We start from the raw sequence: 16,458 nt of genomic DNA, 5'->3' as shown, positions 1-16,458 counted from the left end.
CCAGAGTTTTCAGATTTGCAAAAACGCGAAAAAAATCGCGAAAACCCAGATAAATGGCGTCAGTTTGCAAAAATTTGCAGCGGAAGCTGTCAATTCTTGCAAATATTTTGCGATAAAGTGACGCTCCGTCATTACGTTCGCTTGTGCGGTGTCCACCGGCCACATAACACACTTCTCAAGGAATTTTCGGAGGAGGTCATCGTGGCTTATCAGGACGTTTACGAAAGCTGGAAATCGGACCCAGAAGCATTCTGGATGGAGGCCGCGCAGGCAATCGATTGGGTTCAACCCCCAACCAAGGCCCTGTTTGACGACAACGCCCCTTTGTACGAATGGTTCAGTGATGCCAAAGTGAACACCTGCTGGAATGCGGTGGACCGTCATGTAGAGAACGGTCGCGGCGAGCAGACGGCCATCATCTATGACAGCCCGATCACACATACCAAGCGCGAGATTTCCTATATGGAGCTGCGCAACCGAGTCGCTACGCTGGCCGGTGCGTTGCGGGCCAAAGGGGTCGAAAAAGGCGACAGGGTCATCATTTACATGCCGATGATCCCCGAAGCGCTGGAGGCGATGCTGGCCTGCGCCCGCCTTGGTGCCGTGCATTCTGTAGTGTTCGGCGGCTTTGCCAGCAACGAGCTGGCCGTGCGGATTGATGACGCCAAGCCCAAGGCGATCATCGCCGCATCCTGCGGGATGGAGCCGGGGCGCGTCGTGCACTATAAACCGCTGCTGGACGGTGCCATCGACATGGCCAGCCACAAGCCCGAGTTCTGCGTGATCCTCCAGCGCGAACAAGAAGTGGCGCAACTGGTCGAAGGCCGAGACGTCAACTGGCACGGGTTTCAGTACGGTGTCGAACCGGCGGAATGTGTGCCGGTGGACGGGAACGATCCGGCCTATATCCTCTATACCTCTGGTACGACGGGCGCACCCAAGGGCGTCGTGCGTCCGACCGCTGGTCATCTGGTCGCGTTAAACTGGACGATGAAGAACATCTACGATGTCGATCCCGGTGATGTGTTCTGGGCGGCGTCAGATGTCGGTTGGGTCGTTGGCCATTCCTACATCTGCTATGCCCCCTTGATCCACGGCAACACGACTATCGTGTTCGAGGGGAAACCGGTTGGGACCCCCGATGCCGGAACCTTCTGGCGCGTTATCTCCGAGCACAACGTCAAAAGCTTCTTCACCGCCCCGACCGCAATCCGCGCGGTCAAGCGCGAGGACCCCAAGGGCGAGTTGCTGGCGAAGTACGACCTGTCCTGCCTGCGTGCGCTGTATCTGGCTGGTGAGCGCGCTGATCCCGATACGATCGAATGGGCACAGGACGCGCTGAAAGTGCCGGTGATCGACCATTGGTGGCAGACCGAGACCGGTTGGACCATCGCTGGAAACCCGCTGGGAATCGAGGAACTGCCCGTCAAGCTGGGCTCGCCCGCCAAGCCGATGCCGGGCTACGACGTACAGATTCTGGACGAAGGCGGCCACCCGATGAAGCCCGGCGAACTGGGTGCGATCGCGGTCAAGCTGCCCCTGCCCCCGGGCACTTTGCCTACGCTGTGGAATGCGGAAGAGCGGTTCAAAAGCTCGTACCTGAACCACTTCCCCGGATACTATGAAACCGGCGATGCAGGCATGGTGGACGAGGATGGGTATCTCTACATCATGGCGCGCACGGATGACGTAATCAACGTCGCGGGCCACCGTCTGTCCACCGGCGGGATGGAGGAGGTTTTGGCAGCCCATCCCGACGTCGCCGAATGCGCCGTGATCGGCGTGACCGATCAGTTGAAAGGCCAGATGCCCGTTGGCTTCCTGTGCCTAAACGCAGGATGCGACCGTGACCACGGTGATATCGTGCAGGACGTGGTCAAGCTGGTGCGCGAAAAGATTGGGCCGGTTGCCGCATTCAAACTGGCCGTGGTAGTGGATCGTCTTCCAAAGACGCGATCGGGGAAAATCCTGCGCGGAACGATGGTGTCGATAGCGGACAGCAAGGAATACAAGATGCCAGCCACTATCGATGATCCGGCGATCCTGGACGAGATCACCGACGCACTAAAGACCATTGGTTACGCGCAGTAATCGAACAGCGGACGACGATCAATCGCCCACAGCGTCTCTTTCGCTTGCAACCTGAAACGGGCCCCCTACTGTCTTCCCAAGACAGTGAGGGCCCATGACACAATCCGAAATCTGGCGTCTGAGCGCCACCGACCTGACAGCCTTGACCCGCAGCGGCGACCTGGGTGCTGAGGACGTCACGCAGGACGCCATCAACCGAATGCACCAGGTCAATCCCGACCTGAACGCGGTGGTCGAGGACCTCAGCGACGAGGCGCTGACCCGTGCACGAAATCTGGATGCGGCAGTTGCGGGCGGCGCACCTCCGGGTCCTCTGCATGGGGTTCCCGTCACGATCAAAATCAATGTCGATCAAACTGGGCACGCGACTTCGAATGGCGTGGTCGCCCTGAAGGATGTGATTGCGCCCGACGATGCCCCCATCGTACGCAACCTCCAGAACGCCGGAGCTGTCGTAATTGGGCGCACAAACACGCCCGAGTTTTCATTTCGGGCCGATACCGACAACCCTTTGCACGGACGGACGCACAACCCGTGGGGTCGACACATCTCACCCGGAGGGTCTTCGGGCGGCGCAGGCGCGGCCGTTATGGCGGGGGTCGGTGCCCTCGCACATGGCAATGACATCGGCGGCAGCTTGCGGTTTCCAGCGGCGGCCAACGGAGCAGTCACAGTCAAACCCGGACTGGGCCGTGTCCCTGCATGGAACCCCAGCCAACAGGCGGAACGCGGGATTCTGGCGCAATCCATGTCGGTACAAGGATTGATCACCCGGTCGGCGGCGGATCTGCACCTGTCGATGCCCAGTGTGATCGCCCCCGACCCTCGCGATCCGTTTCACGTTCCAATGCCGTGGCGCGGTGACGCCATGGACGGCCCCACCAAAGTGGCCTTCACCAAAAACACCTTTGGCTATGCGCTGCACCCGGACGTCGAAAAGGCGTTGGACACCGCACGCGATGCGCTGGTCGATGCGGGGTATTTAGTCGAAGAGATCGATCCGCCCGACGTTTTCGAAAGCGGACGGTCCGGCTATCGCGCATTGATGGGAGAAGTTCTGACGCTGCTACGAAGCGATATCGAAGCCGCAGGGTCCGAGACCATCCGAGAAATCTTTGAAGTCTATTTTCAAGAGTTCCCGCCAATCGTGGAAACCGATCTGATCCGCATGCTCGCCAAGCGCAGCCATTACGCACGCGAATGGTCGATTTTCATGGAAGACTACCCCTTGGTTCTGTCGCCCTTCCTGCCGCAACCGTTCTTTGGACCGGACCGGGACACCGAAGGCGCAGAAGGGGTGCACGAGGTTCTGGGATGTGCGGTCTATTCCTATGCGATGAACTTCCTCGGCCTGCCCGCAGCTTGCGTTCCGGCCCGGCTTGCGGATTTGCCACCAGGACCGCAACCCATCAACGTCCAGATTGCCGCCCGTCGGTGGCGCGAAGACATGGCTGTCGACGCCGCCGCCGCGATTGAAGCGCGTGTCGGCCAGATGTGTCTACCGCTTTGGGACAAGATGGCAACGCCCGCGTAAATCGGCGGGCGCAAAAATAGACCCCGGGGTATTGTGCCCGGGGTCCGCTTTCTAAAATATACCCGGATATCTCTAACGAGCGTAGCACCACCTACCCTCGCCAGCGCGAAAACTGCGCACTCGTTCGACAACGCCGTTCGGTGGCCACTCACTCCCACCTTGACGTATATTCCGGGCATATTCAGGTTACCGAAAACTTAATGAATCTCGTGTGAACTGGTTCACACAAGTCCTAAAAAATTCGTAATGACACTAATTTAGGTGAATTGCTCAGAGATTAAGCGCTCTTCCAATCCATGCCCCGGGTCAAACAGAATACGGTGCTGGATGGAAGGTTCAGACCGGATTTCAACCCAGTCAATATCAGCAAACGACACCGAGTCCGCATCCGCCATGACCGGACGCTTATCGGCATCCAAAACATCGAAACGTACTTTGGCGATCTTGGGCAACAGCGCCCCGCGCCACCGGCGTGGCCTGAACGCTGCAATTGCCGTTAATGCAAGAACGTCTGACCCGATGGGCAGGATCGGACCATGCGCAGAATAGTTGTAGGCCGTCGATCCCGCAGGTGTGGACAGCAAGGCGCCGTCACAAACCAGTTCATCCATCCGCACCCTACCGTCGACACTGATCCGCAGCCGGGCCGCCTGTGGACCGGCCCGCAACAGCGAAACTTCATTGATCGCCAGGGCCTCATGCATTTTGCCGGACTGGTCCATGGCGCGCATGGCGAGCGGGTTAATGACTTCTTCCTCGGCAGCGTCAAGCCGCGCCATCAGATCGGTTTCGTGAAACTCGTTCATCAAGAACCCGATCGTGCCCCGGTTCATGCCATACACCGGCGTATCCAGGTGCTGCATGTTGTGCAGCGTATGGAGCATGAACCCGTCACCCCCCAAGGCCACCACCACGTCCGCATCCCGGGGGGCTGCGTTTCCATAGCGTTTCACCAGAACATCTCGGGCCGTTTGGGCCACTTTGACGTCACTGGCGAGGAAAGCGATTCTCTGGATCATTTGTTGCGGTTTCCGGTGCTGCACATTTGGTTCCGAAACAACCATACCTTTCCCCGATAGGCCAGACTTGACGCCACAGCGGGCCAAATCGTCGCTTTAAAGCTTTTGCGTATGTACCGTTTCCGATAGGAAATCCGCAAGATTCTTACCCAGCCATGTGGAGCGCCCATGAACGCCAATCTCCGTGATACCGGATTTTTCACCCAGTCTTTGTCTGACCGTGATCCCGAGCTGTTCGGCTCGATCACATCCGAGCTGGGCCGCCAGCGCGACGAGATCGAACTGATCGCGTCCGAGAACATCGTCTCTGCCGCCGTGATGGAGGCGCAGGGTTCGGTGATGACCAACAAATACGCCGAAGGTTACCCCGGTCGCCGCTACTATGGCGGCTGCCAGTTCGTTGATATCGCCGAGAATCTGGCCATCGACCGCGCCAAGGAACTGTTTGGTTGCGAGTTCGCTAACGTCCAGCCAAATTCGGGCAGCCAGGCCAACCAGGGTGTGTTCCAGGCCCTGATCAAACCCGGCGACACCATTCTGGGCATGAGCCTGGATGCCGGTGGCCACCTGACCCATGGCGCCCGCCCGAACCAGTCGGGCAAGTGGTTCAACGCGGTGCAGTACGGCGTCCGCAAGGAAGACAACATGCTGGACTACGATCAGGTCGAGGCGCTGGCAAAAGAGCACCAGCCCAAGCTGATCATCGCCGGAGGCTCGGCCATTCCGCGCCAGATCGACTTTGCCCGCATGCGCGAGATCGCCGACATGGTCGGCGCCTACTTGCACGTGGACATGGCGCATTTTGCCGGTCTGGTGGCGGCGGGTGAGCACCCCAGCCCCTTCCCCTATGCGCATGTGGCCACGACCACCACGCACAAGACCCTGCGCGGTCCGCGTGGCGGCATGATCCTGACCAATGATGAAGATATCGCTAAGAAAGTGAATTCGGCGATCTTCCCTGGCATTCAGGGCGGCCCCCTGATGCACGTGATCGCCGCCAAGGCCGTGGCCTTCGGCGAGGCGCTGCAGCCCGCGTTCAAGGACTACATCAAGCAGGTTGTGGTCAATTCGCAGGCACTGTCGGATCAACTGATCAAGGGCGGTCTGGACACCGTGACGCACGGCACCGACACCCACGTCGTGCTGGTCGACCTGCGCCCCAAAGGCGTCAAGGGCAACGCCACCGAGAAGGCCTTGGGTCGCGCGCACATCACCTGCAACAAGAACGGCGTGCCATTTGATCCGGAAAAGCCGACCATCACGTCGGGCATCCGTCTGGGTTCGCCCGCCGGCACCACCCGCGGCTTTGGCGAGATCGAATTCCGCCAGATCGCGGACTGGATCATCGAGGTCGTCGACGGCTTGGCCGCCAATGGCGAAGACGGCAACGGCGCGGTCGAGGCCAAGGTCAAAGCCGAAGTCGCCGAACTCTGCGCACGCTTCCCTATCTATCCGAACCTGTAGGATACACAGGAACCAAAGATCAGAACGGCGCCTACAGGGCGCCGTTTTTCGTTGGATCAGAATTGAACGCTGTCAGATAAATCCGCGCCAGCGCAAAATGATCACCGCCAAAGCCGCGAGCGCTAAAAACCCCAATGCCAACGACCCCAGAAAACTCAGAAACCAGCCCCAACGGCGATCTGCAAGATTGATCCCGCTCAGATGGGTCTGAACTTCTTCTGATGCCTGGACCAGTTTCGGTGTATCCAGCACCAAACGAAGTTTGGGATGGGCGGCCATTTGCTCAGCGCGGGCCAGCATCATCGCCTGCTTGTAGATACGGCGCGGCAAACGGCGCTTGGCCTTACGGACAGAGGCCGTTAGTGTTTTGTCTTTCACACCCAGCTTTGCGCGCAGTAATTGCACTGTCTGCGCGATCTGGCTTTGGATATCTGTTGTCTGCGACATGACGCGGCCTCCTGCGCGCGGAATGTACCCTCAGACCGCAGGGGCGACAATGGGGGCTGGTCGTTTCAAACTGCGGCGGGTATCACACCTACATGCTGAACACGATTATCCACGGCGAGCCGACCACAAACCCTCCTTTACTGATTGTTCATGGGCTATATGGTTCCGCCCGGAATTGGGGGGTCATCGCCCGTCGGTTGTCGGATGAAAGACAGGTTGTGGCCGTTGATATGCGCAATCATGCCTACAGCGACTGGACCGACCAGCATGGCTATCCCGATCTGGCGGACGATTTGGCCGAGGTGATCCGGCATTTTGGCGGTAAAGCCGACGTCGTCGGGCATTCGATGGGCGGTAAGGCCGCTATGATGCTGGCATTGAGTCACGGCGATTTGCTACGCAAACTGGTGGTGGCGGACATTGCGCCGGTCACCTATTCACACAGCCAGATCCAGTTCATTGAGGCTATGCGTGCCGTCGATTTTACTACAATCGAAAGACGTTCGGACGCAGAGGGACAACTGGCTGAGCAGGGTGTCGAGAAGGCGCTTCAGAGCTTTTTCACGCAATCCCTCGATATCAAGGGCAAACGCTGGCTTCTGAACCTCGATACACTTGCGGCTGAGATGCCAAAGATCATGGGCTTTCCCGAAACGGACGCCTCTTGGGATGGCCCAACCCTGTTCTTGTCCGGGGGCGGTTCCGATTACGTGCTGCCCGAGCACCGCGACACGATCCGCGCCCTGTTTCCTGCGGCACGTTTCGCCAAAATCCCCGGCGCAGGCCATTGGCTGCATGCAGAGAAACCGCGAGAGTTCGAAGCAGCGGTCCGGACGTTTCTAAACGCCTGATCAGGCTTCGTTCTGATACAACCGTTTCGCCACCAACCAAGACGCCGGCAGTGCGGCCACGCAACCGGCCGCGGCGGCGGATACGATTGCTACCGTTGACACCAATCCGGCGGACAATACGGCGATGACAGCCGATCCGGCCATGGCGGTTGCGATCAGTGAGTACAGTATGCCGGCCAAACGTAACATTGTCCGTCTTCCTTTTTCTTGAAGTCCGAAATTCATATTACGCAATCGGAATGTCGGACGCTTTGATCTGCGTCAGTATTCAGCCGCCGAAGGTCAGATGATCAATTGACCTCGCCACCCCCATTGGCCCAATCCCCCAGACCGCCTAGGTTAAAGACCTGCTCGTACCCCATATCTTTCAACAACTTGCCAGCCAGCGCCGCCCGTCCACCGGCCGCGCAATACAGCACGATCGGGCGCTCCTTACGCAATTCCGGGTCGTGGGACCGCAGTGCGCCGTCAGCTCGGAATTCCAGCATACCACGCGGGATGTGGTGCGCTCCCTTGGCCCGGCCGGTTTGCTGCAGCTCAACAGCGTCACGCACGTCCAACAGCAACGCGCCCTGCCCGATCAAATCCTTGGCTTTGTCTGTATCAATCCGTTCGACGGCAGCATTTGCTGCTTCCATCATTTGGCTAACGGTCAATGGCATGAAACATCCCCTCTGGTGAATTTCACCAGATGCTAGCACGCAAAATCGGGAAAGCGCAGTCAGATCGCCCAATCGGGCGATCAATGCTCGCGGAACGCGCGGGACATGCTGTCTGTGACCGGCTTGGCGATGTAGGCCGCAAAGGTGCGTTCTTCGGTCTGGATCATGATCTCGGCAGGCATACCCGGTGTAGGGATGAACCCGCGCACACGCTCCATCTCTTCAGGCGCCAGCGAGATGCGAGCCAGATAGACCTCTTGCGGAACACCTGTGGAGTCCTCGACCAGTGCGTCCGCTGAAACATAGAAGACCTCGCCGCTTAGCACGGGCGTGGTTCGCTGGTTCAGCGCGACCAGTCGAACTGTCGCCTGCTGGCCCGTCACCACGCTGTCGATTTCTGTACGTGGAACTTGCGCCTCGATGATCAAAGGCGCGTCCGATGGCAAGATTTCCGCGATGGGCTCACCCGTTTCGATAACACCGCCAGCGGTGTGATAATGCAGGCGTACCACGGTTCCCGATACCGGCGCACGGACAACCGCCCGGTCCAGAACACTGCGGGCCTGCCGGGATTTTTCACGAACGCTTTCCAGATCAGCGGCAATCACACCCAACTCATCCAGCGCAGCCTCGCGATAGGCGGAACGAGTGCGGGAAATTTGTTCTTCGTACTTCAAAATCATCTGGTTGATTTCGGCGGTTTCAGCCGTCAATCGCGCCTGCTGGCCTTCAGCCTCGGCTTGCACGCGGCGGATCGTGTTGATGTCACCCTTACGCACCAGCCCTTTTTCGAACAGGGCCTGCTTGGTGTCGAATTCTTCCTGGAGGATTTCCGAGCGCCGGATCATGCTTTCCAACTGGGCCTCAAAGCCACTTGAGCGAATTTTCAGCGCCTCCATATTGCGCTGCAGCAATGCAATATCGTTCAGCAAGGTCTTGCGGGACACGTCAAAGCTGATTTTCTGCCCGTCGAGGATTGCCATCACCTCGACATCGTCTGACGCTTCAATCAGCTCAGGAGAAAACTCAAGCCGATCACGCTCGTTGTTTTCAGCGGACAAGCGCTCGGACATGGCTTGCAGACGAATTTTGCGGATGAACAGTTCGCGTTCGTTAGACTCGGCCGAGGTCTGGTCAAGGGTCATAAGAACCTGTCCCTTAACAACGGACTGGCCCTCTATGACCTTGATATCCTCGATAATGCCGCCTTCCAGATGCTGAACGATCTTGTTGCGCCCGGTGGCCACGAAACTGCCCTGGGCAATCACCGCCGCAGCCAAAGGTGCGCTGAATGACCAGAGGCCAAAGCCGCCAAAACAGACGACCAGCATGATGATACCGATGACGACAAAGCGATGGATTGAACGCGGAACCTCGGCATACCAGACCGTCGGATCCTTGGGGTCATTGTTTACGGGTACAAGTTCGTTCATGCTGGCCCCCCTTGCTGCTGTGACTGAATGCCGGGCTTGTTGCCACGCGAGGCGTTCAACTGTTGCAGAACCTGCTCACGCTGACCGAACAATGCAACGCGGCCATCCGTCAGCAGCATGATTTTGTCGACAACACTCAACAGAGTTGGTTTTTGGGTAATCACAACGACGGTAATCTTGCTTTCCTTGGCTTGGGCGATCGCTCGCGACAATGCCTGATCCCCCGCGACGTCCAGATTCGAGTTCGGCTCGTCCAAAACAACCATGCGTGGATTGCCAAAGAAGGCGCGCGCCAGAGCGATCCGTTGCTTTTGACCGCCCGACAGCGGCGAGCCATCGGCCGCAACCACCGTTTCATACCCTTGGGGCAATGTGGCGATCATATTGTGCACATCGGCAAGAACGGCGGCATCATGAATTTGTTCATCCGTCGCATCCGCGCGCATCCGGCCAATATTGTCTTTGATGGTCCCGGGGAACAGCTGAACGTCTTGCGGCAGGTAACCGATACTTTCGCCAAACTGACGCGGATCCCAGTTGCGAATGTCCATCAGGTCCAGTCGCACGCTGCCGGATGTCGGCAGGATCGACCCGACCAGAGTTTTGCCCAGCGTGGTCTTGCCAGCGCCGGAATTTCCGATGACCGCCAGCGTTTCGCCGGGATTGAGCGAAAAGCTGATCCCGTTCAGAACAACGCGTTTGGTGCCCCCCGGAACGTAAAGCAGACGTTCAACATCCATCCGCCCCTCAGGACGTGGGAGGCGCAGTTTTTCAAATTGCAGGGCCGACTTGGACAGTAGGTTTCTGATCCGTCCAAAAGCAGCGCGCGTCAGCAGGAATGTATTCCAGCCTTCGATCGAACCTTCGATGGGCGCAAAGGCCCGTCCTGCGATGATCGAGGCGGCGATGACCATGCCGCCGGTGATTTCGCCCTGTAGGGCCAGATACGCACCCCAGCCAAGAATAGCGATCTGCGTCAGCAGACGCACCGCCCTTGAGATGGCCGCAAAGATCACGTTCCGATCCTGCGCGCGCACCTGCCAGGTCAGGGATTGAGCGGTGTCCCGGCCCCAGATGCGAACGGCCTCGGGGATCATCGCCAGCGCGTTGATGATCTGGCTGTTGCGCGCCATCGAGTCCAGGTGCTGGTTGGCCATCGACTGCGCCCTGTTCGCTTCAGCGAATGGTTTGGCTGTAGTTTTCTGGTTGATCAGCGCAATCAACATCAACAGCAGAGCCGTTCCAATGACGATCGAACCCAACTGCGGGTGCACAAGGAAGATCATCAGGATGAACAAAGGCGCGAAAGGCACATCCAGGAACGAAATCAATGTTCCTGAAACCAAAAACCCGCGCACTTGCTGCAAGTCACCCAATGTCTGGTATTCACGACCGTTCCCGTGCAGCGACGCGTGGGCTGCTGCACTCAATACCGGTGCGCCCAGACGCGCGGCGACTTCGACCGCAGTGCGCATCAGCATAAATCGACGTACGGCGTCAAAGGCCGCCTGGAAAATCACAGCCCCCGCAACAATCGTTGTCAGCATGATCAGCGTATCCAGCGACCGGCTGGTCAGCACTCGGTCGCTGATCTGAAACAGATAAATCGGGATCGCAAGGATCAGAATGTTCGTTGCGCAGGTCAAAACCAGAATAAACGCGAGGTTTCGCCAGATCGCCCGCAGAGACGTACGCAAGGTGTTCTGAAAATCCTCAGGCGGTGTCCGCTTGTGGAATGTCTGGGGTGGCCCTTTGCCGTCACCGCCTCCGGATTTTCGGAGTTGCATCGGCTCATTCGCCTTGGCCTCGATAGTGGCACCTATGCGTTCACCGCCACTCGAGCGCGCGTCGGGGGACATCCGCGCGGTCGTTTCCTCAGCGGCATCAGGATCGGGGCCTTTGGCATCATCGGCCACCCCAGCGCCACTGCCCGTTGTGTTCTTGTCTTCGGCGGGCTGCGGCTGCTCGCGCCGGGGGGAAGACGCGGCGCGGCTTGGTGGTTCCGATTTGGGTTTGGGTTCCTGTTTCTCGTGCGGCGCAGACTCGGCAACAACGGGATCGTCCCGCGTTGCAGTCGATTTCGGATCATCTATTGGATCTGGCACACGCATATCTTCATTGAGACGCAAACTGGGCCTTTTCGCTGATTTAGGTACAGCATCCTCGCCTTCTGGCTGCCGCGGGGTACCAACGCCCTTAATATCTAGCGGGCTGGCATCAGAAGAACGACGCGACGAAAAATTAATCGACATTTTTAAACTTTCGGGGCACTCGCAACAAACACAGTCTTTACGCTAACACGGATTGACCAAAACAGGTAGATAATTCAGGCCAACATGGTCTGCAGCGCATCATCACTGCCAGCCATCTCGGATGGCGTAAGGTTCGACTGCGCCTGAGCGATCGCATTTTCGCCAACTGCTGCCGTTTCTTCCATGACCATCGCAATGACCTCATTGGCAATTTCCGCACCCAAGTCTTCGTCGGGAAGGTCGAGCAAAGACGCCTGATGCAATAAAAGCTCTGAATATTCACCGCCGGCCGCCATTACGGTCGAGTCAACACCAACCTTGGTGATGCTGGCGGAGTTCAGCAGAGCATTTCCCGCCCCCTGAACCTCGGCACCATCAACCGAGAGATCATCCTGATCCTGCAACATCGTAATTTGTTCTACAGAGTTGATCTGCACCAGATCGCCTTCGATCTTCAGAACACGCAACAACTCCATACCGGCATATTCAGGATTGTTTGTCAGCGCATCCTCAAATGCTTCGCGGTCGACTTGCTGCAGCGGCATGGCCTCTGCATGCGGAATGTCCATCTCCTCGAGCGTGTCTTCACCGGTGGTCGTCAACGAGGCCTGGTTCATGACCAGATTGTCATCAGCTTCATCCGGTGTGCCACCGTCAAAGACATCATCATCCATCAGCGCAATGGTCTGGTGCAGTTGGTCAACCGAAATCATGTTTCCGCCGACCATGATCAGATCGTAGAAATTGCCCAACTGAATAATGTTGGTCACGTTGGTCAGTATGTTGTCACCAAGCGTGTACAGGCTGGTCGAGGCCGTGATTTCGGTGTTGATCTTGTCGATGTCCGTGGCGTCAATCACCTGTTTGATGAAGTTCGTGACCCAAAGATCACCTTGAACCCAGGTGACAGAGACAATCGGATCCGTACCCGGATCTGCGACACTGTCGTCTTGCCACCACTCTTCACTGGCTTCGGTCCCAATGTAGGACGCTTGAATCACATTGGTGTCGCTTTGCACACCAGGCCCGCCTTCATCGATATCGGACACAACTGCGACCTGGCTGACGACGGTCAGGTTGACCGATTTTCCGCCCACGGCGATAACGGGCGCATCAACCCAGGCAACCGTAATCGCAACTTCGTTGATCGCCAGATTTCCTCCGGCAATAACAGTGTGGCCTTCACCAAACTCTTCGTCATCGGACCGATCCCATTCGTCTGGAAACTTATCCGGTTCGTCGCTTTCTTCCTCGTCTTCCTCCTGATGGTGCGCCGGCTCCTGATGGTGCGCGGGCAGAAGGTCATTCCAATCCGGCATTTCATCGACCTTTTCGCCGTTCACGAAAATGCCAATCGCGTCTTCGCCGTGGAACTGGTGGATGACCACACCTTCGATCTGCGCAATCATCGGTGACTGCATCTGATCGATCAGACCTTCAAGGTATTCCAGCGATTTGTAGTCTTCGATGTTCAGGGATGGGCTCGAAACAGCGTGCATCGACAACGCTGTGTCCAGCATTTCTTTGCCTTGCGCGATCTGGATTTCGATATCGCGAAAATTGCCGTGACCGATCACATCGTTGTCGCTCAAGACGATCGTCTGGAACGTGTAGGTCACGGCCGAACCGATAATCAGCGGGGCAACCTGCGGGTCTAAAACCAAAACAGCCGTCTGACCCTCACCAAACTGAACACTCGGGACATAGGGTTCTGGGCCAATGTTCGGGCCAATATAAATCTCTGCCATCGCAAGCGGGCCATCGGGCACAGGCGGCAAAGGAAGATCCGGAGGTGGAGGCAGGAATTTGTAAGGTAGCGGATCGTACTCGCCCGGGTCGAGTTTCAGATCTGCCTTAATCCGAATAGCGATCGGGTCCTCGAGTTCGTCCAGTTCATTTTTACGCCGAAGAGCAGTGAATTCTTCGTATTGATCCCGCAGACGGGCCTGTTCAATGGTCAGCTCAAAGGTTCCAACAAAATGCGCAATCGTTTCTGTAATACTGTCGAGTGACATATCGGTTTCCTTTTCCCCGCCCCGGCCTGAAATTTCCGCTTTGGGATTGCTGGGCCGAGGCCGCCTGTTGCGGCCCCGGCAGTTTTGTCAGATAGGTCGGGGCCCGGTAATTCGGGCCCTGACTGCGACTTACACGTCCGTGTCGTCGCTGTTGCTGGTTGCGGTCATCGAACCACCAACCATTGTCGTATCGACCGAGTTACCAAGAACGTTGGCACCCATGACGATCGACTGGTTGAACGCCGATGTATCGACCACGGCCGCTGCCGAAGCATAGGACTCGCCGTTGACGATGCCATCACCGCCGTTGCCTGAGCCCCACGAACCAGCGTTGCCACCGGCTCCGCCAGCACCCGAGTATGCACCAGACGCATCGCCACCGTCGACGTTTGCACCATAGGTGTCACCACCGTTCGCATTGCCCGCGGCACTACCTGTGTTGCCGCCGTACCCGGCACCGGCACCACCGCCGCCACCGACGCCCGAAGTTGCCGCGCCGGTCGCGCTGCCCGTACCGGTCGAGGTCGCGTCATTGTTGGACGTCGACTCGCCGCCATATCCGGCAATGGCTTCCGCCATGCTGTCTGCCGAACCGTCGGTATCCGCGGTTGAGAAGACTTCGGACAAACCACCGTCACCAGCGTTGTTTTCAGCGTCAGCGGAACCTTCACCGGTTCCTGTGGATGCAGCATCCTGCTGAACGGCTCCGCCGCCACCGCCGACGCCGTCAGCTGTCGCGGTCCCGGTTCCGGTACCCGCCGCTGTTCCATCAACGTCATTGGTTCCGCCAGCGCCGCCATTGACCTGAGCGTCCTGGTTGTTGTCGGCTTCGCCGTTCACGTCGCCCGGAGCTTGAGTGACAGCCGGACCCGTAGCGTCCTGATCACCTACACCCTGAGCATCACCACGAGCGTCAGCGGTACCACCGTTACCGGATGCACCGTTGCCGTCACCGCCGGGGCCGTTGCCGCTGTCGCCGGCACCACCTTGGCCGTTGCCGCTGTCAGCGTTACCACCGTCGCCGGCACCACCGTCGCCACCGTCACCGGCAGCACCCATGCCGTCGCCGCCCGGGCCGTTGCCGCTGTCAGCGTTGCCGCCGTCACCGTCGCCACCGCCAGCGCCTTCACCGCGCGCACCGTTGCCGTCACCGCCGTCACCGCCGGTCCGGTTACCGCCGTCACCACCTGTGCCGTCGCCGCCAGTACCGTCGCCGCCGTCACCGCCAGGGCCGTTACCGGCATCTGCGTTACCGCTGTCGCCGTTACCGCCATCGCCGTCACCGCCGTTGCCGCCGTCGCCGTCACCGCCGGGACCGTTACCGCCATCTGCGTTACCGCTGTCGCCGTTACCGCCATCTGCGTTACCGCTGTCGCCGTCACCGCCGTCACCGTCACCACCGGTGCCGTCCGCGTCCGCGCCAGCCAGACCTGCTGCGAGGCCCAGTCCGATGTTGCCACCGGATGTCGCGTCATTGGCTTCCGTGTCGCTATCGCTCTCGTTTGCAGCTAGACCGAGGTTACCAGCGAGACCGCCACCGCCGTTTGCATCGTCGGCTTCAGAATCGTTGTCGGTATCGACGTCTACGTCATTGTCGGCGTTCGAGTCGTTGTCGCCACCGGCCGATTCACCGTCATTGTCAGCATTCGACGAACCGAATCCGAGGCCCAGACCAATGGATCCAGCGTTACCGCCTTCACCGCCATCCGAATCTACATCCGATTCCGAGCTGCCTTCGTTGTTGGCATCCGCTGCGCTGTCGGCATCACCGCCGTCACCACCAGTGCTTTCACCGTCCGATTGAGCGTTGGAATGTCCGACGCCTAGACCGAAGTTATGTGCGTCACCGGAATCACCGCCGTTTCCGCCTGCGCCGTCGCCGTCAGCATCGCCGCTTGTGCCGCCATAGGCCTCTGTGTTTCCGCCGTAGGTTTCGCCGTAAGCGTCACCTCCAGTGGTCTCGCCACCTTCTCCGGAATCGCCGCCATCCGAACGCGAACTAATACCTTCAGCAGCATTTGCGGTTCCGCCATAGGCGTCACCCTTCTGCTCAAAGGTGCCGTCATTGGAAACTTCGGCACTTTCCAGAATGTCGTTGTCTTCCAGTGTAGCAACTTGATTGTTGATTGCTGCCATAGCGGTCGTCGTGCCGCTCATGTCAACATCCAGGTTCATGTCATCGCCGGGGTCATAATCAATATCGCCACCAGCGGTGATCACGTCACCTACGCTCGCATCGTCACCCAGATCCAGATCTACCTGATCGTCATCGCGCGGAATCCACTCGCCACCACCAAAGTCGATGTGAACCGAGTTGGAATTGTCGTTGCTGTCATCACCACCATTATAGTTCTGCTGGTTCTGATCCTGATCCTGACCCTGATCCTGGTCCTGACCTTGGTCCTGATCTTGGCCCTGATCCTGGTCCTGACCTTGGTCCTGATCTTGGCCCTGATCGTTATCTACGCTGTTGTCGTTGGTTTGCTCTTGCTCATTCAGATTTGCGTCAATCTCAGCTTCTTTGACTGTAATGTCGGCATCGATATCAACATGGGCCTCTTCGACGTCGACTTTGCCGATGGCAGTTGCGTCATTGTGCGGATGGCTGCGTCTATTACTCATAATAGTTCTCCACTTAAGAAGCGCTCGGACCGCTATTCATCTACAAAACGGTTACTGGCGCAGTTAAA

Annotated in this window: 12 protein-coding genes; 4 read left to right on the top strand and 8 right to left on the bottom strand. The window is 58.3% G+C overall.

The genetic code is table 11. From position 1 onward, the window contains the following. The first annotated feature begins 201 nt into the window (after positions 1–201). Positions 202–2,091 (top strand): propionate-CoA ligase PrpE, encoded by a 1,890-nt coding sequence (gene prpE / locus MHN28_RS04385; protein ID WP_239336354.1) that lies wholly within the window; start codon positions 202–204, stop codon positions 2,089–2,091. 94 nt (positions 2,092–2,185) lie between these two features. Beyond that, complete coding sequence (locus MHN28_RS04380) at positions 2,186–3,625, top strand: amidase family protein (RefSeq protein ID WP_239336351.1); 1,440 nt, start codon at positions 2,186–2,188, stop codon at positions 3,623–3,625. Between the two features lie 257 nt (positions 3,626–3,882). On the opposite strand, the gene MHN28_RS04375 is transcribed toward MHN28_RS04380, so the two are convergent. Then, a complete protein-coding gene (locus MHN28_RS04375) occupies positions 3,883–4,644 on the bottom strand; it encodes an NAD kinase (RefSeq protein WP_239336348.1) in 762 nt (253 codons plus the stop codon). 168 nt (positions 4,645–4,812) lie between these two features. On the opposite strand from MHN28_RS04375, the gene glyA reads away from it, so the two are divergent. After that, a complete protein-coding gene (glyA, locus tag MHN28_RS04370; RefSeq protein ID WP_239336345.1) occupies positions 4,813–6,108 on the top strand; it encodes a serine hydroxymethyltransferase in 1,296 nt (431 codons plus the stop codon). A gap of 72 nt (positions 6,109–6,180) precedes the next feature. Here glyA and MHN28_RS04365 read toward each other — a convergent pair whose 3' ends face one another. Then, a complete protein-coding gene (locus MHN28_RS04365) occupies positions 6,181–6,555 on the bottom strand; it encodes a hypothetical protein (protein WP_239336330.1) in 375 nt (124 codons plus the stop codon). A 92-nt stretch (positions 6,556–6,647) separates the two neighbouring features. Here MHN28_RS04365 and MHN28_RS04360 point away from each other — a divergent pair, with 92 nt between their 5' ends. Beyond that, positions 6,648–7,406 carry an alpha/beta fold hydrolase gene (locus tag MHN28_RS04360; RefSeq protein ID WP_239336327.1) on the top strand — a complete coding sequence of 253 codons (759 nt, stop codon included), beginning with the start codon at positions 6,648–6,650 and terminating at the stop codon, positions 7,404–7,406. On the opposite strand, the gene MHN28_RS04355 is transcribed toward MHN28_RS04360, so the two are convergent. From MHN28_RS04355 to MHN28_RS24790, 6 genes are all read right to left on the bottom strand, one after another. Continuing rightward, complete coding sequence (locus MHN28_RS04355) at positions 7,407–7,595, bottom strand: hypothetical protein (RefSeq protein ID WP_239336324.1); 189 nt, start codon at positions 7,593–7,595, stop codon at positions 7,407–7,409. It lies immediately after the preceding gene. A gap of 101 nt (positions 7,596–7,696) precedes the next feature. Then, entirely contained in the window at positions 7,697–8,068 is a 372-nt protein-coding gene (locus tag MHN28_RS04350; protein ID WP_239336323.1) for a rhodanese-like domain-containing protein, read from the bottom strand. Between the two features lie 80 nt (positions 8,069–8,148). After that, the gene (locus MHN28_RS04345; protein WP_239336321.1) at positions 8,149–9,501 is read right to left on the bottom strand and encodes an HlyD family type I secretion periplasmic adaptor subunit; all 1,353 of its coding nucleotides are present in this window, start codon (positions 9,499–9,501) and stop codon (positions 8,149–8,151) included. Beyond that, on the bottom strand, positions 9,498–11,606 hold the full coding sequence (locus tag MHN28_RS04340) for a type I secretion system permease/ATPase (protein WP_370645652.1): 2,109 nt from the start codon (positions 11,604–11,606) through the stop codon (positions 9,498–9,500). The genes MHN28_RS04345 and MHN28_RS04340 overlap by 4 nt, the downstream gene beginning before the upstream one ends. Positions 11,607–11,827: 221 nt before the next feature. Then, positions 11,828–13,768, bottom strand: a complete 1,941-nt coding sequence (locus tag MHN28_RS04335; RefSeq protein ID WP_239336316.1) for a type I secretion protein — start codon at positions 13,766–13,768, stop codon at positions 11,828–11,830. A gap of 129 nt (positions 13,769–13,897) precedes the next feature. Continuing rightward, positions 13,898–16,390, bottom strand: coding sequence for a hypothetical protein (locus MHN28_RS24790; RefSeq protein ID WP_255732022.1), 2,493 nt, complete (start codon positions 16,388–16,390; stop codon positions 13,898–13,900). Positions 16,391–16,458: the final 68 nt, after the last annotated feature.

Origin of the sequence: Ruegeria sp. Ofav3-42 (assembly GCF_022347725.1) — a bacterium.
Classification (GTDB): Bacteria; Pseudomonadota; Alphaproteobacteria; order Rhodobacterales; family Rhodobacteraceae; genus Ruegeria.
Note: the sequence above shows the minus strand (reverse complement) of the source record. Positions and strands in the feature narration are given on the sequence as shown.

Coding starts and splice junctions, on each gene's coding strand:
- glyA (WP_239336345.1), top strand. CDS start 4,813: ATGAACGCCAATCTCCGTGATACCGGATTTTTCACCCAGTCTTTGTCT.
- MHN28_RS04375 (WP_239336348.1), bottom strand. CDS start 4,644: ATGATCCAGAGAATCGCTTTCCTCGCCAGTGACGTCAAAGTGGCCCAA.
- MHN28_RS04345 (WP_239336321.1), bottom strand. CDS start 9,501: ATGAACGAACTTGTACCCGTAAACAATGACCCCAAGGATCCGACGGTC.
- MHN28_RS04335 (WP_239336316.1), bottom strand. CDS start 13,768: ATGTCACTCGACAGTATTACAGAAACGATTGCGCATTTTGTTGGAACC.
- MHN28_RS04365 (WP_239336330.1), bottom strand. CDS start 6,555: ATGTCGCAGACAACAGATATCCAAAGCCAGATCGCGCAGACAGTGCAA.
- MHN28_RS04360 (WP_239336327.1), top strand. CDS start 6,648: ATGCTGAACACGATTATCCACGGCGAGCCGACCACAAACCCTCCTTTA.
- MHN28_RS04380 (WP_239336351.1), top strand. CDS start 2,186: ATGACACAATCCGAAATCTGGCGTCTGAGCGCCACCGACCTGACAGCC.
- MHN28_RS04355 (WP_239336324.1), bottom strand. CDS start 7,595: ATGTTACGTTTGGCCGGCATACTGTACTCACTGATCGCAACCGCCATG.
- MHN28_RS24790 (WP_255732022.1), bottom strand. CDS start 16,390: ATGAGTAATAGACGCAGCCATCCGCACAATGACGCAACTGCCATCGGC.
- MHN28_RS04350 (WP_239336323.1), bottom strand. CDS start 8,068: ATGCCATTGACCGTTAGCCAAATGATGGAAGCAGCAAATGCTGCCGTC.